Below are 18,282 nucleotides of genomic sequence, written 5' to 3'. Positions count from 1 at the left end.
GCCGGCGGCGGCGATGTCTTGCTTTCCGCGGCAAGTCGGCTAGGCGTGGGGCATGTCCGGGTTCGACTTTGACGCCGTGGTGGTGGGGGCGGGCGCCGTGGGCCTGGCCTGCGGCTACGCCCTGGCCCGCAGGGGCCAGTCGACGGTGGTCTTGGAGGCCGGCCCGCGCATCGGCGAGGGGGTCTCCGCCCGGAACTCCGAAGTCATCCACGGCGGGCTCTACTATCCGACCGGCTCACTCAAGGCGCGACTGTGCGTGACCGGTCGGCGGGCCCTCTACGCCTTCCTGGAGGCGCACGGAGTGGCCTACGACCGCTGCGGCAAGCTGGTGGTGTTCAACGGCCCGGAGGAACTCGCCCGGCTGGACGGCATCCTCGCCCAGGCGCGGACCAATGACGTCGAGGGGATGGAAATCCTGACGGTGGCGCAGGCTCGCGCCCTGGAGCCGGAGCTGCAATGCGACGCGGCGCTGGTCTCACCGGAAAGCGGCGTCTTCGACAGCCACGGCTACATGCTGGCCCTGCAGGGCGAGATCGAGGCCCGCGGCGGTGCAGTGGCCCTGTCCACGCCGTTCGAGGGCGCCGAGCCCCTGGCGGGGGGCGGCTGGAGGGTCCGGACGGGCGGGGCGGATCCCACCGTCCTCACTACCGGGCGGCTGGTCACGGCGCCCGGCCTTGACGCCCAGGCGGTGGCGCGTCGGATCGAGGGCTTTCCCGCGGCCGCCATCCCGGCGGCGCACTTTGGCAAGGGCGTCTACTTCCGGCTATCGGGCCGGGCGCCCTTCGCCCGCCTCATCTATCCGCCGCCGATCCACGGGGCCCTGGGCACGCACTATCGCCGGGATCTCGGCGGGCAGGCCGTCTTTGGTCCCGACCTCGAGTTCGTGGAAGCACCGGACTATTCGGTGGATCCGGCCCGGGCGGAGGTCTTCACCGCCTACATCCGCAAGTTCTGGCCAGCCCTTCCGGATGGGGCCCTACAGCCCGACTATGCGGGGGTCCGGCCCAAGCTGCATGGCCCGGACGAAACTCAGCCCGACTTCCGGATCGAAGGCCCGGAGGCGCACGCGATGGACGGCCTGGTGGTCCTGTTCGGCATTGAAAGCCCCGGACTGACCAGCTCCCTGGCCATTGGCGACGAGGTCGCCGCCCGCCTGGGGCTTTAGGCGGCCCAGCCGGCGACCCAGTCCGCCAGGGCCTGGGGCGACATGCCCCGCGCGTTGGACAGGGCGGAGAAGTTTCCGGGATTCAGGAGCTTGTCGGTCTTGGGGTCGATCACCAGGAGCGCCGGTACGCCCGGCAGGCGTCCTGTGATCCCGTAACGGGCGGGGATCTGCAGGTTCCGGTCAAAGCGCCCGACGTCGACCATCACCACCACGAAGTGGGTCTTCAGGAACCGGTCGAACTCGGGAAGGGCCATGGTCCCGGCCAGGATGCGGCAGTCGGGGCACCAGTTGCCGCCCAGGTCGATGAGGAGGCGCTTGCCCTGGCGTCGCGCCTGGGCCCGGGCGCGGTCGACGACGGCTCTGGCGTCGGCCGCTTCGTCATATGGCAGGGGCAGGGGGGTCTTGAGCTCGGCGAAGGTCTTGACCGAAAGCCGGGGCGCCGGTTTGGCGGCAAGCGCAGGCTGTGCGGCGGCTGTCGCAGCGGCGGCAGTCAGGATGAGGCGACGACGGTTCATTTCGGCGGGGCTCCGGGGGTTCGCGCAAAGGCTTCCAGCGCGGCTGCGGTCACGTCAAGGTCGGTCCCGAGACAAGGCCATTCAATCGGGCCCGGCGCCCGCTGGACCTGTAGGTCCAGGGTCTCCGGGGTGGCGTCGGAGGCATCGCCGGACCGACCGGCGAGCCGGGCGCGCAGGAGATCCACCGACGCCTCCAGCCAGACCGCGCCCAGGGGCGTCCCACACCGCCCCGCCAGGTCCGCGGCCCGGGCCCTGTGTCCGGGGTCTAGGAAGGTGGCGTCGAGGATCACGCTCCGCCCCGCGGCCAGGAGATCCTCCGCCTCGGCGAAAAGGGACTCGTGCACCCGGGCCGACATGTCCGATTCATAGGCCTCAGGCGGGAGGCGATCCGTCGGGGTCACGCCTGAGAGCCGCTTGCGGATCTCATCCGAGCGCAGGACCACGGCCCCCGGCGAGGCGCCCAGCTGCGGCGCGGCGGCGCGGGCCAGGGTGGTCTTTCCGGTCCCCGACATCCCCCCCACCGCGAAGAGCCTAGGTGGCCCAGGCTGCAGGTGCCGGAGCGCCGCTTCCAGGTAGGCCCGGCCCGTCGCGTCATGGCCGGAATTGGCCTCGACGTGCGCGCGCACCACGGCCCGGACCGACATCATGAGGGGCAGGGCGGCGAGGCCTTCGCGCAGGGCCCTGTCCTCCCGCCGGGCGGTCTCGTCCAGCCAGGCGTCCAGCACCCGGCAGGCGGCGTCGCGCCGGCCCCGGAAATCGAGGTCCATCAGGAGGAAGGCGAGGTCGTACTGGACGTCGATGTCCGACAGCGTGTCGTTGAACTCGATGCAGTCGAAGAGGACGGGCCGGCCGTTCTCCAGGAGGATGTTTCCGAGGTGCAGGTCGGCGTGGCAACGGCGCGTGAACCCGCCCCGGCGGCGGGCCTCCAGGAGCGGGGTGGCGGCGGCGAAGGCGTCCGCTGTCCCGGCGATCACGGCTCTGACCGTTTCCCGCCCGAGGCGGTCCGCCAGGCCGGTGAGGAGATGGGCGTTGGAGTCGATGGTGTAGGCCAGCCCGGACGCCCCGCCGCCCTCGGGGCGCAGGGGTGTGGCGGCGTGCAGGCGCGCAATCTCGCGGCCGAGGGCCTCGGCAAGTGCGCCGTCCACGACCTCAGGCCGGGCCGACAGGACCGAGCCTTCATCAAAGCGCCGCATCTCCACGACGTAGTCGACCGCCGGGCCCTGGCCATCCAACTCGAGGCCGTCCGTGCACCGGGTGACGGCGTGGACCCGACGGTAGATGTCCGGCGCCGCGGCGGTGTTGAAGGCGATCTCGCGCTCGGCCGCGCGTCTTCGCAGTTCAAGGGTGGTGAAGTCCACATAGCCCAGGTCGACCGGCCGCTTGACCTTCCAGGCCGTGTCGCCGGCCAGGTAGACGCGGTTGCAGGCGGTCTCGATCCGGCGGCCGCCGAGGGCGGTGAAGAAGGCGTCGACCTCCGCCCCGTCGTCGGCCGCCTGGCTCACGGATAGAGCCGGCTCGTGGTCCAGCCGCCCGGGGCGGCGTCGAACACCAGCCGCTCGTGCAGGCGGAAGGGCCGGTCCCGCCAGAACTCGATGTGCGAGGGCGTCAGGCGGAAGCCCGACCAATGCGGCGGACGCGGCGCCTTGCCGAGGCCGAACTTCACCCCGTAGGCGGCGATGGCCTTCTCGAAGGCGAGGCGGTCGGGCAGGGGCTGGGACTGCTGCGAGGCCCAGGCGCCCAGCTGGGCGGGACGGGCCCGGGTGGCCCAGTAGGCGTCCGCCTCCTCGGCGCTGACCGGCGTGACCATTCCCCGGACCCGCACCTGGCGGCGCAGGGACTTCCAGTGGAAGAGCAGGGCGGCCTTGCCGCTGGCGGCCAGCTGCTGGCCCTTGGCGCTGCCAAGGTTGGTGTAGAAGACGAAGCCGTCGGGGCCGGCGTCCTTCAGCAGGACCATGCGCACGTCGGGCAGGCCGCCGGCATCGACGGTGGCCAGGGCCATGGCGTTGGGATCATTGACCTCGGACTTCACCGCCTCGGCCAGCCACTCGGCGAAGAGGCCCACCGGGTCCTCCGCCGTAAGGGGCGGAAGGTCGGCGCTGGCGACGGCCTTGAGGTACTCGTCTTCGGTGGGCGACGGGGGGATGGGGGGCTTGGCGCTCATGCGCGCCCTATAGCGCAGGCGGGCCGCCAAAGGTATGGCTAGCCGGACACGGGAGCGAGGAGGGATCGCCATGCCCATGCGCGGACAGATGATCCGGATGCAGATGAGCGACGGCGCCGAGATCGGCGTCTACCACGTCGAGCCGACTGGCGAGCGGCGGGGCGGCCTGGTCCTGATCCAGGAGATCTTCGGCGTCACCGAGCACATCCGCGAGCAGTGCGACCTCTTCGCTGACCTGGGCTACGAGGTCCTGGCCCCGGCCCTCTACGACCGCGAGGTCCCTGGCTTCGAGGCCACCTATTCGGAAGAAGACATCCAGCGCGCCATCCAGGTGGCCCGGCAGCTTCATGACTTCGAGGTCTCGCTCAAGGACGCCCAGACCTGCATCGACGCCCTGAAGGGCAAGGGCCCCGTCTTCATGACCGGCTACTGCTATGGCGGTTCTGTCACCTGGGCCATGGCGGCCCGGTCCGGCGACCTGGCCGCCGCCTCCGGCTATTACGGGGGCATGATCCCGACCCAGGCGAACCTGGAGCCGAAGTGCCCGACCATCCTGCACTTCGGCGCTCACGACCACGGCATCCCCTTGCCCGGTGTGGAGCGGGTGGCCGAACTGCATCCCGAGGTGGGGGTGTACATCTACGACGCGGGCCATGGCTTCCAGTCCGACCGGCGGACCGACTACCACGAGCCGAGCGCCAAGCTGGCCCGCGAGCGGACCCTGGCGCTGTTCCATGCGAACGGCGGCTAGGCCGGACCCTTCCGCATGTCGCACAACACCTTTGGCCACCTGTTCCGCGTGACCACCTGGGGCGAGAGCCACGGGCCCGCCCTGGGCTGCGTGGTGGATGGCTGTCCGCCCGGCCTGTCCCTGACCGCCGAGGACATCCAGGTCTTCCTGGACCAGCGCCGGCCGGGCCAGGGCAAGTTCGTGACCCAGAGACAGGAGCCCGACGCCGTGCGGATCCTGTCCGGGGTCTTTGAGGACGAGCGCACCGGCGGGCCGATCACCACCGGGACGCCCATCTCGCTGATGATCGAGAACGTCGACCCGCGCAGCCGCGACTATTCCGAGATCGCCCGGGCCTACCGGCCGGGTCACGCCGACTACACCTACGACGCCAAGTACGGGGTCCGCGACTATCGCGGCGGAGGCCGCTCCTCGGCGCGGGAGACCGCCGCGCGGGTGGCGGCGGGCGCCGTCGCCCGCAAGGTCCTTCCCGGTGTCTCCATCCGGGCCGCGGTCGTGCAGATCGGTCCGCACGCCATCGACCGGTCCCGCTTCGACTGGGACCAGCGGACGGAGAATCCCTTCTGGGCGCCCGACGCCGGCATTGTTGAAGTCTGGGAGTCGCACCTCGAGCAGGTACGCAAGGCCGGCTCGTCCACCGGGGCGATCATCGAGGTCGAGGCGACCGGGGTTCCCGCCGGATGGGGCGCGCCCCTCTACGGCAAGCTGGACGCCGAGCTCGCCGCGGCCCTGATGTCGATCAACGCCGCCAAGGGCGTGGAGATCGGCGACGGGTTCGCCTCGGCCGCGCTTTCCGGCGAAGCGAACGCCGACGAGATGCGGATGGGTCCTGAGGGCCCGGTCTTCCTGTCGAACCATGCCGGGGGAATCCTGGGGGGCATTTCCAGCGGCCAGCCGGTCACGGCGCGGATCGCCTTCAAGCCCACCTCGTCCATCCTGACCCTGCGCCAGTCGGTGAATGCCGACGGCGAGGAGATCGACCTGCGAACCAAGGGCCGGCATGACCCCTGCGTCGGCATCCGGGCCGTGCCGGTGGTGGAGGCCATGACCGCCTGCGTGCTGGCCGATGCCTTCCTGCGGCACCGCGGGCAAGCCGGGTAGTTCCTGCGACCTGAGATTGCAGACCGGGCCGGCCGGGCCCATCTGCCCCGAAGTCGTCCCCCGGAGCGCCAGGAGCCCCCATGCCCATGTTTGCACGCCTCGCCGCCGCCGCCGTCGCCCTCAGCCTGCCCGGGCTCGCCCTCGCGGCCTCGGCGCCCGCCGCCCCGGCCCAGGCTCCGGCCCGCGCAGAACCCTTCAGCCTCGCGCCCCTGCCCTATGCCTACGAGGCCCTGGAGCCGGTGATCGACGCCCAGACCATGCGCATCCATCACGGCAAGCACCACCAGGGCTACGTGAACAACCTCAATGCGGCGGTGAAGGCCAACCCAGCCCTGCAGGGCAAGTCCCTCGAGGCCCTGCTGGCCGATGTGGCGAGCCTGCCGCCGGCCATCCGCAACAATGGCGGCGGCCACTACAACCACACCCTTTTCTGGAAGCTGATGGCGCCCGCCGGCCAGGGCGGCGAGCCCTCTGCGGCGCTGGCTGCGCAGATCCGCAAGGACTTTGGCTCGCTTGAAGCCTTCAAGGAGGCCTTCCAGGCCGCAGGCGCCCAGCGCTTCGGCTCAGGCTGGGCCTGGCTCATCTGGACGGGCGACCGCCTGGCGGTGACCAGCACGCCGAACCAGGACAACCCCCTGATGGGCGACGCCCCGGTCAAGGGCGCGCCGGTCATCGCCAATGATGTCTGGGAGCACGCCTATTACCTCAAGCACCAGAACAACCGCGGGGCCTACCTTTCGGGCTGGTGGGGCGTGCTGAACTGGAACGAGGCCAACCGCCTGTTCGAGGCGGCCACCCGCAAGGGCAAGTAGGGTTTCCCGGGTTCATCCGGAGCTCCGCCCTTCGGGGGCGCCATGGCTTCCGGGTTCCTGCCTCGTCTGGGGACTCAGCCGAGGGTCAGGGTGCAGGACTCGCCCAGTGTGGGCCGGGACACCGTAATCCTCGAGAGCCCCGGATACCGGGCCGCGAGGCGGTCTGCGAACCAGGCGCAGAGGGTCTCGAGCGTAGGGCGCTCCAGCCCTGGCGTGTCATTCAGGAGCCCGTGGTCCAGTTCTCCCGCCGCCGCACGCAGGTCGGAGTCGAGGTCAGCCAGGTCGGCGACCCAGCCGACAGGCCCGTCGGCTGCGCCCCTGACCGAGGCCTCGACCCGGAAGGAATGACCGTGCAGCCGTCGGTAGGGCCGGTCCTCGGGCCCCTCCGTCAGGTAATGCGCGGCGTCAAAGGTCGCGGCCTTGGTGATTTCGAACTGGCGCTGGGTCATATCGGGCGGGTCGGCGAACCGCTCAGGGAATGCCGAGGGTCTTGTGGGTCTGGACGCTTAAACGCCAGCGCGGGTGCGAAAGGCAATAGTCGATCGCCGCCCGGGTGGCTTCGGCCAGCCGGGGACCATCCATGGGCTGCAGGAGGAAGCGCTCGAAGTCCCAGCCCTCGAAGGCGGCCGGATCGACGCCCGGCTGGGGAAAAACCAGCTTGAGCTCCTGTCCCGCCATCTGAACGACCGGGACCTGGCCCTTGGGACTGACGCAGATCCAGTCGACACCGGGCGGGCAGGGGAGGGAGCCGTTGGTCTCGAGGGCGATGCTGAAGCCGCGGTCGTGCAGGGCGCCGATCAGTGCGGGGTCGACCTGGAGAAGAGGTTCGCCCCCGGTCAGCACCACCAGCCGGTCCTCTAAGCCGCCGCGCCAGGCCTCCCGGATCGCGTCAGCCAGGGCCTCGGCGGAGCCGAACCGCCCCCCGCCCGGGCCATCCATGCCCACGAAGTCCGTGTCGCAGAAGTTGCAGGCCGCCGTCGCCCGGTCCTCTTCCCGGCCAGACCAGAGGTTGCAGCCGGCGAAGCGACAGAAGACCGCGGCCCGGCCCGCCTGTCCGCCTTCGCCCTGAAGGGTCAGGAAGATCTCCTTGACCGCGTAGCTCATGCGGCCAGTGCAGGGCGACCCGCCGCCTCCCATTCCCGCCAGCCGCGGGCGCGCAGTTCGCAGGCCGGGCAGGCGCCGCAGCCATGCCCCCAGTCCTGCCGGGCGCCGCGTTCGCCAGCATAGCAGGTGTGGGTGTCCTCAAGGACAATGTCGACAAGGGCCTGGCCGCCCAGCCCGAGGGTCAGGGCCCATGTCTGCGCCTTGGTCAGGCGCATCAGGGGCGTGTCGATCACAAAGCTCCGGTCCATGCCCAGGTTGAGCGCCGCCTGCAGGGCGTCGAGGGTGTCGCGGCGGCAGTCGGGATAGCCCGAGAAATCCGTTTCGCACATGCCGCCGACAAGGCGCCCCAGGCCCCGCCTGTCCGCCAGGGCGGCCGCCCAGGTCAGGAAGACGAGGTTGCGTCCGGGCACGAAGGTGTTGGGCAGGCCCCGTTCCGTCATCTCGAAGGCGCGCTCCGAGGTCAGGGCCGTCTCGCCGATGGCCCCGAAGGCCGAGAGGTCGAGGCGATGATCCGTGCCGAGTCTCGGCGCCCACTCCGGGAAGGCTTGCCGCACCCTGTCCAGCACTATCGCCCTCTGGACCATCTCGACCGCATGGCGCTGGCCATAATCAAAGCCGACCGTCTCCACATGCGCATAGCGGTCCAGGGCCCAGGCCAGGCAGGCGGCGGAGTCCTGCCCGCCCGAGAACAGCACCAGGGCGTGGTCGGTGTGGATCATGCGCTTCAATACCCTCGCTTACGCTGCGATGCAAAATCCCGGACTTCCTTGCTGAGTAAGGATTCAGTTTCCAGAAGGGTCGGTATGGAGCGATTTGTTGTGCATTGCACCCTCACGAAATGTTGAGTGAGGATGAATTGACTTAGGTTCCCCATGCTAAACTCTCTGTAATGTTGAGTATTCCCGCAGGCGGGGATTCAAGGGAGTCGCTTACAAAGTAAACATAATCATCAAAACCGGGCTGTTTCCACCGGGGGGAGGATCGAGTCATGAGTTCGTCGAGTCTGAAGCGCATTCTTTGCGTCTCTGCGTCCGGTTTCGCCATTGCGGCGACTTCCCAGGCCGCTTTCGCCCAATCGTCCAATGTGATCGAGGAGCTCGTCGTCACCGCCGAGAAGCGGGAGCAGAGCCTACAGGACGTGCCGGTGGCGGTGTCCGCCTTCTCGGCCGCCAAGCGGGACCTGATCGGGATCAACACGATCCAGGACATCACGAACTTCACCCCCGGCCTGCAGTACAACAGCTCGACCGACCGGGTGTCCCTGCGGGGCGTGGGCCGCCTGACCAACGTGCTGTCCGCGGACGCCGCGGTCGCGAACTATGCCGACGGCATCTACGAGACCTTTGCAGTCCGGGCCGGCGCCTCCACCATGTACATTGACCGGGTCGAAGTGCTGCGCGGACCGCAGGGCACCCTCTACGGCCGGAACTCCATCGGCGGCGCCCTGAACATCATTTCCAAGCGTCCCTCGAAGGAGGCTGGCGGCGAAGCGCGCTTTGGCGTCGACAACTACGGCGCCACCAGCCTGGAGGCGACCTATTCGCTTCCCCTCAATGACAGGATCGGCATCCGCCTTTCGGGTAACTGGTTCAACCAGAGCAATGGCTGGATAGACAACATGGTCCCGGGCATGCCTGACGAGGGCAACGTCCGGAACGAGTGGACCACCGAGCTCCAGGTCAAGATCGACTTCAACGACAAGCTCGAGACCTGGCTGAAGGTCATCGGCACCCAGTGGCGCAACGGTGCGGGCGGTCCGGGCGCCGCCTCCGGCAACTGGACGCCATATGACTGGCCGACCTATTTCTCTCCCCCCGGGGCGACCCAGCCCAACCAGGGCTTCGCCTGCTACAATGGCCCGATTGCGACGGGCGTCACAAATGTGGTGAACCTCAATCCCACGGGCTGCTCGAACCCCGCCAAGGAAAGCCCCTGGAAGATGGCCCGGCAGGTGCCCTACAAGGTCACGCTGCCCGTGGCCCTGACCATCGCCAACGAGTGGATCTATCACGCCGACAACTTCGACGTGAAATACCTGACCGGCGGGGTGCACTATCACTACATCCTGCAGGGCACGACCGACACCAACCGCGCTGCGCCGATCGCCTCCTACACGCTGCCGGCCCTGGGGGCCCGCGGGCCCCTGGTGATCAACCCCAGCGAGGCCTTCAACTATCAGGAGGACAACTCCTTTTGGAGCCATGAGATCAATGTGATCTCGACAAATGATAGCCCTCTCCAGTGGGTTGCCGGCGCCTATTACTTCAAGCAGCACTACACCCAGCCGGTCTACACGACCAACCCGCGGCAGCCCCAGTGGAATGGTCCGTTCGCCTTCGGTTTCCTCTGCGCCCAGACAGGCGGCGTCTGCCCCGCGACGACCGGTGATTTCCGGCGCTTCGACAACCGTCCGGACGTCCATTCGGAGTCGTACGCCGTCTTTGGCCAGGTCGACTGGCAGCTGAATGAGACCTGGAAGACCACCCTGGGCCTGCGCTACTCGCACGACGAGAAGTGGGGCCAGGAGTCCGTCCGGATCACCTGTTTTGCGGTGCCGGGATGCGACTTCTCCGCCCTCGGCGTCCCGCCCATCATCGACCTGACCCAGCTCGGCAGCGTCGTGTCGTCGGGCGACGTCCTGAAGCCAGGCGTGGTGGGACCGACGACCTATGATCCCGCCACCGGGTTCGCCACGCGGCGTCAGCGGCAGAGCTGGGAGGCCGTGACGGGAACTGCGGGCCTGGAATGGAAGCCCGACGAAGACACCATGCTCTACGGAAAGTACAGCAAGGGATACAAGGCGGGTGGCTTTAACATCGGTATCTTCACAGTTCTGAGTTATTTCCCGACTACCGACAAGGAGATGGTCGACTCTTTTGAGATTGGACTGAAGAAGAACTTTGGGCCGACCCTCCAGACGAACATGGCCCTGTTCCACTACATGTACGATAACCTGCAGATCCCCATCACCCGGGTATCGACGGGCGCGGTGCCAGCCTTCGGGCCGGGGCCGACGACGGCAACGGACTTCTACAATGTGCCCAAGTCCATCTCGCAGGGCTTTGAGCTGGAGACGACCTGGCAGCCGATCGACAACCTCCAGATCCTGTTCAACTACTCCTACAACAACACGGAGATCCAGGAGGGGACGGCGGTCGACTCCGTCGACCCGACGGCCATCGACCCGAAGGCGAAGCCCCTGCTGACCTTCGCCCAGTGCGCGGTGGTCACAGGCGGCGTGACGGCCTGCCCGGTCGACGCCTACACCCCCACGGCGGGCGTGAACTATACCCGCACGCAGAGCCTCGAGGGCAGCGCCCTGCCCAACGCGGCCAAGAACAAGGTGGCGTTGAACGTCAACTACACCTGGGAGTTCGAGGCTGGCTCCCTCGCCGGGTCGCTCAGCTACTTCTGGCGGGACAAGCAGTACGGCACGGTCTTCCAGCGCTGGTACACCGAGGCTCCGGACTGGGACCAGATCGATGCCCGCCTGACATGGTCCTCTGCGGACAACCGCTACAAGATCATCGCCTACGGCAAGAACCTCACGGACAACATCAGCTACGACGCGGGCGCCGTCGGCAACCGGGAGGCGGGCTACATCCTCTCGGCGACAGGCGCCACGACCCCCCAGGTCCAGGGCATCACCAAGAGCTACTCGGTGGCTCCGCCCCGGATCTACGGCATCGAGCTGCAGTACAAGTTCTGACCGGTTCCGGCCGCCCCTGAGTCGCAGGGGCGGCCGGCTCACGGCGAAACCGTTTCAACCTGAAAGCCCTCTTTTCTGACAGAAATGTCGAAACTTTCGGGCTTTCCGGCAACATTGTCAGTCCAAAGCAGGCGAGGCGTCCAGTTTACGCTGCGGCGCCCGTTGACTTGCGACCCTCCTCACCTGACATCCGCACCATAGCCGGCGTCCCGCTGGCGAACCCCCGCCCCCGGGCGGGCGCTGAAACCGGAGGCGGCGAACCTACAAAGGCCGCCCCGTCAGGAGGAGTTGCATGCGTAAGACCCATCAGATGAAGGCGCTGCTCGTTGCCGGCGCTTCCGCCCTCGCCATGGCGGGCGTCGCCTCCTCGGCCTTCGCCGCCGAGGACGTCGCCACCATCGAGGAACTGGTCGTCACCGCCCAGAAGAAGGCCGAGTCCATCCAGGACGTGCCGATCGCCGTGTCCGCCTTCTCGCAGGACGCCCTCCAGAAGTCTCGGATCGACGGCGGTCCGAACCTGGTGCTCGCGATCCCGAACGTGAACTTCTCCAAGGGGAACTTCACCGGCTACAACTTCCAGATCCGCGGCATTGGCTCCAAGCTGGTGGCCGGTTCGGGCGACGCCGGCACCGGCATCCACCTGAACAACGCCCCGCTGATCTCCAACAACCTGTTCGAGACCGAGTTCTACGACGTCGAGCGCGTCGAGGTCCTGCGCGGCCCGCAGGGCACGCTGTACGGCCGGAACGCCACCGGCGGCGTGGTCAACCTGATCTCCAACAAGCCGTCCGACAAGCTCGAGGGCATGGCCCGGGGCGAGTACGGCAACTACAACTCGATCAAGCTTCGCGGCATGGTCAACGTGCCCCTGAGCGACGCTTTTGCGGTGCGTCTCGCGGGCGCCTACCTGAAGCGCGACGGTTACGGCGAGAACATCATCACCGGCAATGACGCCGACTCCCGCGACATGTACGGCTACCGCGCCAGCGTGAAGTTCGAGCCGACCGACACCTTCAAGGCCATCGTCGTCTACGACAAGTTCCACGAAGATGACTCCCGTTCGCGGATCGGCAAGCAGTTCTGCTCGAAGGACGTGGGACCGGCCAACGTCAACGGCGTGGCCTTCTCCGCAGTGCCCGCCATCGCCCAGGTCCAGCGCGGCCTCTTCAGCCAGGGCTGCCGCGCCACCTCGCTCTACGCCGCGGACGGTCTCGGCACGGTGAACTCCCAGGCGACCCTGGGCGGCCTCTTTGGCGCCCTTGGCGGCTTCCAGACGGGAGACGCCTACGCCGGCAAGATGCAGATCAAGGACGTCCGCGACATCGAGTCGACCTTTGACCCGATCTACCGCGCGGACACCGACATCGTTCAGCTCCACCTGGAGTGGGACGTCACCGACAACCTGCTGCTGACCTCGCTGACCAACCAGGCCCGCACCCGGCTCTACACCCGCCAGGACTACAACCGCTACACGCCGTCGGTGAACTTCAACACCGCGCCGAACCCGGTGAACGCCCTTGCCGCGGTTGGCCCGGCCTACCCGAACGTGATCTATCCGGCCCTGTTCCCGAACGGCGTTGTGAACGATCCGCAGAACGGGCCAGCCAACCGCTTTACGACGAGCGATATCTCGGCTTCGTCCAACAAGCAGTTCAACCAGGAAATCCGGCTCCAGTCGTCCTTCGACGGTCCCTTGAACTTCAACGTCGGCGCCCTCTACCTCGACTTCACGGCCGAGGGTGACTACTACGTGATGTTCAATACTGGCACGGCCTGGTATCAGGTGAACAATTTCCTGAATACGGGAAATGCCAACTGCACCACCGGGAATGGCTGTGTCGGTATTGATCCGAACAAGGAGCCGAACCGCTCTGGCCACAACTACTTCGACAGCTTTGCGCCCTATTCTCTCACTTCGACCGCCGTCTTTGGTGAGGTCTACTGGGAGATGGCCGAGAACTTCAAGTGGACCCTGGGTCTGCGCTGGACGAAGGACGAGAAGGAACAGAAGAACTACGCTGTGACGCTTGGCGTTCCCGGGAATTCTGCGCAGGGTATCCCTGCCTCTGGCCTCATCGGGCCGCCCGCCGGAACCCCCCCGGTCCTGGCCGTGGACTTCGAGGAAATGACGGGCCGCTTTGGCTTCGACTGGAAGCCGGAACTGTCCTTCACCAACCAGTCCCTGATCTATGCCTTCTACTCGCGCGGCTACAAGGCAGGCGGCCTGAACCCGGCCTGCTCGCAGAACTGCACGGGCCTGAACGCGACCTTCGAGCCTGAGTTCATCAACGCCTACGAGATCGGCGCGAAGAACACCCTGCTGGACGGCACCCTCCAGCTGAACGGTACCGTCTTCATGTACGACTACACCGGCTACCAGGTGTCGAAGATCGTGAACCGGACCTCGATCAACGAGAACATCGACGCCAAGGTGAAGGGCATCGAGCTGGAGTCCATCTGGAACCCGATCCAGCCCCTGCGCTTCAACGCCAGCATCGGTTGGCTGGAAAGCGAGATCACCGGCGGGACCTCGATCGACGTCTTTGACCGTACCCAGGGCGATCCCAACCTGATGGTCGTCAAGGCCAGTAATGCTTCCAACTGCGTGGTTTCCAAGGCGACGGCGGGCACCGCCCTGTCGGTCTCCAACGCCACCAACAACCCCTTCAACCTTCTCGGGGCCTGCTCGGGCGCGTTCGGGCCGGCTTCGGACGGTGTCAACGTGAACCTGAAGGGCAAGGAACTGCCGAACGCGCCGCACTTCACGGTGTCGCTGGGCGCCCAGTACACGATGGAAATGGATAACGGCTGGGCCGCCGTCGCCCGCGCCGACTATTACCACCAGACTGAGAGCTTCGCCCGGATCTACAATTCCGGTCCGGACGAGATCCAGGCCTGGAGCAACGTCAACCTGACGCTCTCGGTGGCTAACGCCGACAATGGCTGGTCTGTCGAGGCCTTCGTGAAGAACGCGACGGATGAAGAGGTGATCACCGACACCTACCTGACGGATGACTCGTCGGGTCTGTACCGGAACGCCTTCTACACCGAGCCGCGGACCTTCGGCGTCGGCGTCTCCAAGACCTGGTAAGCGCAGATCCGGCCGGGTGATCCGGCCGGGCCCGTGTTCAGGGGCTCGCGGGCGACCGCGGGCCCCTTTCGCTTTTCCGGGAGTTCGCGGCCGGATTGTTTCAGTCTTAACTTTAGGGAAAGACTGCCCCCTTACGGCTTTTGCCCGAGGCAGAAGGCTCACCGAACGACATGTCGGCCCCGGACTATCTCTTCGACCGCGTGACCCAGGAGATCCGTCAGCAGATGGATTGCATTCTGGCGCTCACCACTCGCCTGGCCGGCCCCTTGCCGCCCGCGGATGCGCGGGCCTGCGTCGAGGGCGTGGCGGCGGCGGCGGAGTCCGTCCGGCGGATCACGGCGGCCTCTTCGGACATTCGCGCCGCCATGTCCGACACTCTCGCGCTCACGCCTGGCCCCGTGGCCCTGCGCGACCTCGTCGACCGGCTGGACGACCGCTGGCGCAGCCGACTGGCCGGCTCCGGCATCACCCTCCTCGTATCGTATGACGGCCCCCCCGAAGGCGCGGCCATGATTGACGCCGACCGGACCCTGCAGGTGTTCGACGGCTTCCTCGCCCATGCCCTCTCAGGCGTCCAGCGCGGGGCGGTGGAAGCCATGCTCCGCGTGCGGGAATCCGGCGAGGACGTCATCCTGGAGGGCCGGGTGCGCTCAGCGTCCGGAGGCCCCCGCGCGGACTTCGAGGTCGATGTGCGCGAGATCGAAGCCATGTTCGGCCTGGAGGCCGCCATGGGCTTCATGCTGGGCCGCCACATTCTCCGTCGCCTGGGCGGCCGGGCGCGGACCCTCCACAATCCCGGCCAGGGCGAAACCCTCAGCTTCGCCTTCCGGGCCGAGAAGCCGCCTGAGCGGCCCGCCGAGGTCGCGGGCACGGACCGCGCCGCCCACATCCTTGTGGTCGACGACAACGCCACCAACCGCATGGTCGCCGAGACCCTGTGCAGCATGTTCGGCTGCACGACGGAGCCGGCCGAGGATGGCGAGGAGGCCGTGACCGCCGCCGCCTCCGGGCGCTTCGACCTGATCCTCATGGACATCCGCATGCCGCGGATGGACGGCGTCGCCGCCACCCGGCGGATCCGGGCCATGCCTGAGCCGGTGGGCCGCACACCGATCATCGCCCTGACCGCCAACGCCGACTCCGAGGAGACGGCGGCCTATCTGGGCGCCGGGATGAACGGCGTGGTCGAGAAGCCGATGAAGCCCGACCAACTGCTCCAGGTCGTGCGGGATACCCTTGCCCTCGGCGCCGACGGCGCCGTCGCCGCAGCCTGACCCCTTTGCAGCGCCGACGGGGCGGGCCATGCTGCCCCCTTGAGGCGAGGGAGGCTGGGAATGGCGAGCTGGTACGAACGCAAGATTCTTCCGAAGTTCCTCTCCTGCGCCTGTTCAGGGCCGCAGATGATGCGACAGCGTTCGCGCCTGGTGCCGCGCGCCTCCGGCCGGGTGCTTGAACTGGGCGTGGGCATGGGCCTCAACCTCGCCTTCTACGATCCGGCCAAAGTCATTTCCGTCAGCGGCGTGGATCCGGCGGCCGAGCTCCGCGACCTGGCCGAGGCGGCGCCCCGGCCCGAGGGTCTTGCGGTGGAGATCCTGCCGGGCGTGGCCGAGGACCTGCCCTTTGAGTCTTCCAGCTTCGACAGCGTTGTCTGCACCTTCACCCTCTGTTCGGTGCATGCGCCGGACCGGGCCCTTGCCGAAGCCATGCGGGTGCTCAAGCCCGGAGGCCGCCTGTTCTATTGCGAGCACGGCCTGGCGCCTGAGCCAGGCGTCGCCCGGTGGCAGAGGCGGATAGAGCCGGTCTGGAAGCGCCTGGCCGGCGGCTGCCGCCTGACCCGACCCATCCTTCCCCTCTTGGAGGGGGCCGGATTCCCAACCTCAGGCGCCGAGTGCGACTTCCTGCCCAATGTCCCGAGGTTCGCCGGCTGGAACGTCCTGGGCGAGGCGGTGAAAGGTTAACGCCGTTTAGCCCTGTGTCTTGGTCCGGCGTTTACCCGAGCCGCTTCTTGTCGGTCCGACACAACGCTTGAGGAGCCCGCACCGTGGGGACGTACTACTACGCCGGACACACCTATCAGATCGTCAAGACCGCCATGACCTGGGCGGCGGCCAAGGCCTGGGCCGAGAGCCAGGGCGGGCACCTCGCCTACATTACCAGCGCCGCTGAGAACCAGGCCCTGGTGTCCATGACCCAGCTGACGACCGGCCTCGACCTGGCGCCGTCGGCGGCTGACGGAGGCGGCGCCCGCTACCTCTGGCTGGGGGGCTCGGACGCCGACGTCGAGGGGACATGGCGCTGGGGCGACGGGACCCTGGTGACCTCCGGATACTCGAACTGGGGCGCCGGCGCCCTGGGGGTGGAGCCGGACAACTATGGCGGCGTGCAGGACGCCATGGCCTTTGGCCTGCAGTCCTGGCCCCAGCCGTCCGGCGGCATCGGAACAGCCTTCAAGTGGAATGACATCAACCCCGCCAACAGCCTCTACTTCGTGGTGGAGTGGGACCACATCCGCGGCACGACTGGCGCGGACAGCATCTCCCAGACCGGCAACGCCACGGTGTATGGCCTGGAGGGCAACGACATCATCAGCCTGGCCCAGGGCTCCAACTACCTTCGCGGCGACGCCGGCGATGACTCCGTCTTTGGCGGCTCGGGTTTCGACGACATTAACGGCAACATGGGCGCCGACACCCTTCGCGGGAACGACGGCGAGGACTGGGTCGTCGGCGGCAAGGACAACGACCTGATCTTCGGCGATGCGGCCTTCGACATCGTCTACGGCAACATGGGCAATGACACGGTCGACGGCGGGGCCGGGAACGACTGGGTCCGCGGGGGTCAGGGCGATGACTCCGTCGTGTCCGGAGCGGGTGACGACTGGCTCTGGGGTGACAGGGGCAACGACACGATCAGCGGCGGAGCCGGCGCGGACCTGTTCTATTCCTTCGCGGGCGCCGGGATCGACCGGATCACCGACTTCTCCTACGCCGAGGGCGACCGGCTGAAGCTGGAGGGCGGGCCGTCCTACTCGGTCAGCCAGGTAGGCGCGGACGTCATCGTCGACATGGGCAATGGCGACCAGGTCATCCTGGTCGGCGTCTCCCTCGCAAGCCTGGGAAGCGGCTGGATCCTTTGAGCCCTCCGGAGCCCGCGCAATGTCTGGTCCGGCCAGCCTGGCGGTTCGAACTTCCAGCCATTCGCGAGATTGAACGCGAGGCGGCCCAGCGGTTCCGGGGGACGCGAGAAGCCTGGGTCGCCGAGGACCCACCGGCTCCGGAGGCCCTGCTCGCCACACGGCTGGAAGCAGGCGGCCTGTGGGTCGCCACTCTTGACGGACAGCATCCCGTCGCCGCCATTCGGTTCCGCGCCCTCAACGTGGCTCTTTACGTCGAGCAGCTTGACGTCCTGCCGGCGTTCGCCGGGCGACGCCTCGGCGCAGCCCTGCTGGACCGGGCCGAGGCCCTGGCGCATGAGGCGGGCCTGTCAGCCGTCATTCTCTCGACCTTCCGGGACATTCCCTGGAATGCGCCCTGGTACGAGCGGATCGGGTTCAAGGTCATCGACGTCCTGTCGGCCGAACTGGAAGCCATCCAGAGCGACCATGAGGCCCGGGGTCTCGATGAAAGCCGAAGGGTCTTCATGCGCCGCGAAGCCCGCGGATCCGTCCCGGCGAAATGACCCCGGATCATGATGGCGATGAAGTGTACCGGATTGGTAGCTGGGGGCGGGATCGAACCGCCGACCTGTGGGTTATGAATCCACCGCTCTAACCATCTGAGCTACCCAGCCGCCGGGCCTTTCGGCGAGGGGCGGTTTATAGGGTCTGGCGCGGCGCGCTTCAAGCCGCTTGGGAAGCGGGGCAGGGCTTGCTAG

The 18,282-nt window shown here is 67.7% G+C and carries 16 protein-coding genes and 1 tRNA gene; 10 read left to right on the top strand and 7 right to left on the bottom strand.

Going from position 1 to position 18,282, the window contains the following annotated elements:
- The first annotated feature begins 52 nt into the window (after positions 1–52).
- A complete protein-coding gene (locus HYN04_RS10275) occupies positions 53–1,165 on the top strand; it encodes an NAD(P)/FAD-dependent oxidoreductase (protein ID WP_110450670.1) in 1,113 nt (370 codons plus the stop codon).
- On the opposite strand, the gene HYN04_RS10270 is transcribed toward HYN04_RS10275, so the two are convergent.
- Genes HYN04_RS10270 through pdxH form a run of 3 tightly spaced genes read right to left on the bottom strand, consistent with a single transcriptional unit; the run spans position 1,162 to position 3,841 of the window.
- Entirely contained in the window at positions 1,162–1,680 is a 519-nt protein-coding gene (locus HYN04_RS10270) for a thioredoxin family protein (protein ID WP_110450669.1), read from the bottom strand. The two genes, HYN04_RS10275 and HYN04_RS10270, sit on opposite strands and share 4 nt — an antisense overlap.
- Positions 1,677–3,182, bottom strand: coding sequence for a bifunctional aminoglycoside phosphotransferase/ATP-binding protein (locus HYN04_RS10265; RefSeq protein WP_110450668.1), 1,506 nt, complete (start codon positions 3,180–3,182; stop codon positions 1,677–1,679). Before HYN04_RS10265 ends, HYN04_RS10270 begins: the two co-directional genes overlap by 4 nt.
- Positions 3,179–3,841 (bottom strand): pyridoxamine 5'-phosphate oxidase, encoded by a 663-nt coding sequence (pdxH, locus tag HYN04_RS10260; RefSeq protein WP_110450667.1) that lies wholly within the window; start codon positions 3,839–3,841, stop codon positions 3,179–3,181. The genes HYN04_RS10265 and pdxH overlap by 4 nt, the downstream gene beginning before the upstream one ends.
- A gap of 70 nt (positions 3,842–3,911) precedes the next feature.
- Between pdxH and HYN04_RS10255 the strand changes: the two genes are divergently transcribed.
- The 3 genes from HYN04_RS10255 to HYN04_RS10245 all read left to right on the top strand — a co-directional run bounded on the left by HYN04_RS10255 (position 3,912) and on the right by HYN04_RS10245 (position 6,505).
- Positions 3,912–4,592 carry a dienelactone hydrolase family protein gene (locus HYN04_RS10255; protein WP_241962608.1) on the top strand — a complete coding sequence of 227 codons (681 nt, stop codon included), beginning with the start codon at positions 3,912–3,914 and terminating at the stop codon, positions 4,590–4,592.
- Positions 4,593–4,607: 15 nt separating this feature from the next.
- The gene (gene aroC, locus HYN04_RS10250) at positions 4,608–5,693 is read left to right on the top strand and encodes a chorismate synthase (RefSeq protein ID WP_110450666.1); all 1,086 of its coding nucleotides are present in this window, start codon (positions 4,608–4,610) and stop codon (positions 5,691–5,693) included.
- Between the two features lie 80 nt (positions 5,694–5,773).
- Entirely contained in the window at positions 5,774–6,505 is a 732-nt protein-coding gene (locus HYN04_RS10245) for a superoxide dismutase (protein WP_422385651.1), read from the top strand.
- 74 nt (positions 6,506–6,579) lie between these two features.
- Here the strand turns inward: HYN04_RS10245 and HYN04_RS10240 are convergent, their stop codons facing one another.
- The 3 genes from HYN04_RS10240 to queC are packed head-to-tail and all read right to left on the bottom strand — an operon-like array spanning position 6,580 to position 8,328.
- Positions 6,580–6,954, bottom strand: a complete 375-nt coding sequence (locus HYN04_RS10240) for a 6-pyruvoyl trahydropterin synthase family protein (protein WP_110450665.1) — start codon at positions 6,952–6,954, stop codon at positions 6,580–6,582.
- A gap of 22 nt (positions 6,955–6,976) precedes the next feature.
- Positions 6,977–7,609 carry a 7-carboxy-7-deazaguanine synthase gene (gene queE / locus HYN04_RS10235; protein WP_110450664.1) on the bottom strand — a complete coding sequence of 211 codons (633 nt, stop codon included), beginning with the start codon at positions 7,607–7,609 and terminating at the stop codon, positions 6,977–6,979.
- The gene (gene queC / locus HYN04_RS10230) at positions 7,606–8,328 is read right to left on the bottom strand and encodes a 7-cyano-7-deazaguanine synthase QueC (protein ID WP_110450663.1); all 723 of its coding nucleotides are present in this window, start codon (positions 8,326–8,328) and stop codon (positions 7,606–7,608) included. Before queC ends, queE begins: the two co-directional genes overlap by 4 nt.
- A gap of 269 nt (positions 8,329–8,597) precedes the next feature.
- Between queC and HYN04_RS10225 the strand changes: the two genes are divergently transcribed.
- The 6 genes from HYN04_RS10225 to HYN04_RS10200 all read left to right on the top strand — a co-directional run bounded on the left by HYN04_RS10225 (position 8,598) and on the right by HYN04_RS10200 (position 18,087).
- A complete protein-coding gene (locus HYN04_RS10225) occupies positions 8,598–11,318 on the top strand; it encodes a TonB-dependent receptor (protein WP_110450662.1) in 2,721 nt (906 codons plus the stop codon).
- A 292-nt stretch (positions 11,319–11,610) separates the two neighbouring features.
- Positions 11,611–14,409, top strand: coding sequence for a TonB-dependent receptor (locus HYN04_RS10220; RefSeq protein ID WP_110450661.1), 2,799 nt, complete (start codon positions 11,611–11,613; stop codon positions 14,407–14,409).
- Positions 14,410–14,579: 170 nt separating this feature from the next.
- Positions 14,580–15,683: a response regulator gene (locus HYN04_RS10215; RefSeq protein WP_199285951.1), complete on the top strand. Its 1,104-nt coding sequence runs from the start codon at positions 14,580–14,582 to the stop codon at positions 15,681–15,683.
- 60 nt (positions 15,684–15,743) lie between these two features.
- On the top strand, positions 15,744–16,367 hold the full coding sequence (locus tag HYN04_RS10210) for a class I SAM-dependent methyltransferase (protein ID WP_110450660.1): 624 nt from the start codon (positions 15,744–15,746) through the stop codon (positions 16,365–16,367).
- Positions 16,368–16,450: 83 nt separating this feature from the next.
- Positions 16,451–17,545: a lectin-like protein gene (locus HYN04_RS10205; protein ID WP_110450659.1), complete on the top strand. Its 1,095-nt coding sequence runs from the start codon at positions 16,451–16,453 to the stop codon at positions 17,543–17,545.
- Positions 17,542–18,087: a GNAT family N-acetyltransferase gene (locus HYN04_RS10200; RefSeq protein ID WP_241962607.1), complete on the top strand. Its 546-nt coding sequence runs from the start codon at positions 17,542–17,544 to the stop codon at positions 18,085–18,087. The genes HYN04_RS10205 and HYN04_RS10200 overlap by 4 nt, the downstream gene beginning before the upstream one ends.
- 34 nt (positions 18,088–18,121) lie before the next feature.
- On the opposite strand, the gene HYN04_RS10195 is transcribed toward HYN04_RS10200, so the two are convergent.
- A tRNA-Met gene (locus HYN04_RS10195) sits at positions 18,122–18,198 on the bottom strand.
- Between the last annotated feature and the right edge of the window lie 84 nt (positions 18,199–18,282).

Source organism: Phenylobacterium parvum (assembly GCF_003150835.1).
Classification (GTDB): domain Bacteria; phylum Pseudomonadota; class Alphaproteobacteria; order Caulobacterales; family Caulobacteraceae; genus Phenylobacterium; species Phenylobacterium parvum.
Note: the sequence above shows the minus strand (reverse complement) of the source record. Positions and strands in the feature narration are given on the sequence as shown.

Excerpts from the sequence above, each read along its gene's own strand:
- HYN04_RS10215 (WP_199285951.1), top strand. The coding sequence starts at position 14,580 with ATGTCGGCCCCGGACTATCTCTTCGACCGCGTGACCCAGGAGATCCGT.
- HYN04_RS10270 (WP_110450669.1), bottom strand. The coding sequence starts at position 1,680 with ATGAACCGTCGTCGCCTCATCCTGACTGCCGCCGCTGCGACAGCCGCC.
- HYN04_RS10255 (WP_241962608.1), top strand. The coding sequence starts at position 3,912 with ATGCCCATGCGCGGACAGATGATCCGGATGCAGATGAGCGACGGCGCC.
- pdxH (WP_110450667.1), bottom strand. The coding sequence starts at position 3,841 with ATGAGCGCCAAGCCCCCCATCCCCCCGTCGCCCACCGAAGACGAGTAC.
- HYN04_RS10275 (WP_110450670.1), top strand. The coding sequence starts at position 53 with ATGTCCGGGTTCGACTTTGACGCCGTGGTGGTGGGGGCGGGCGCCGTG.
- HYN04_RS10220 (WP_110450661.1), top strand. The coding sequence starts at position 11,611 with ATGCGTAAGACCCATCAGATGAAGGCGCTGCTCGTTGCCGGCGCTTCC.
- HYN04_RS10240 (WP_110450665.1), bottom strand. The coding sequence starts at position 6,954 with ATGACCCAGCGCCAGTTCGAAATCACCAAGGCCGCGACCTTTGACGCC.
- HYN04_RS10225 (WP_110450662.1), top strand. The coding sequence starts at position 8,598 with ATGAGTTCGTCGAGTCTGAAGCGCATTCTTTGCGTCTCTGCGTCCGGT.
- HYN04_RS10210 (WP_110450660.1), top strand. The coding sequence starts at position 15,744 with ATGGCGAGCTGGTACGAACGCAAGATTCTTCCGAAGTTCCTCTCCTGC.
- queC (WP_110450663.1), bottom strand. The coding sequence starts at position 8,328 with ATGATCCACACCGACCACGCCCTGGTGCTGTTCTCGGGCGGGCAGGAC.
- aroC (WP_110450666.1), top strand. The coding sequence starts at position 4,608 with ATGTCGCACAACACCTTTGGCCACCTGTTCCGCGTGACCACCTGGGGC.
- HYN04_RS10245 (WP_422385651.1), top strand. The coding sequence starts at position 5,774 with ATGCCCATGTTTGCACGCCTCGCCGCCGCCGCCGTCGCCCTCAGCCTG.
- queE (WP_110450664.1), bottom strand. The coding sequence starts at position 7,609 with ATGAGCTACGCGGTCAAGGAGATCTTCCTGACCCTTCAGGGCGAAGGC.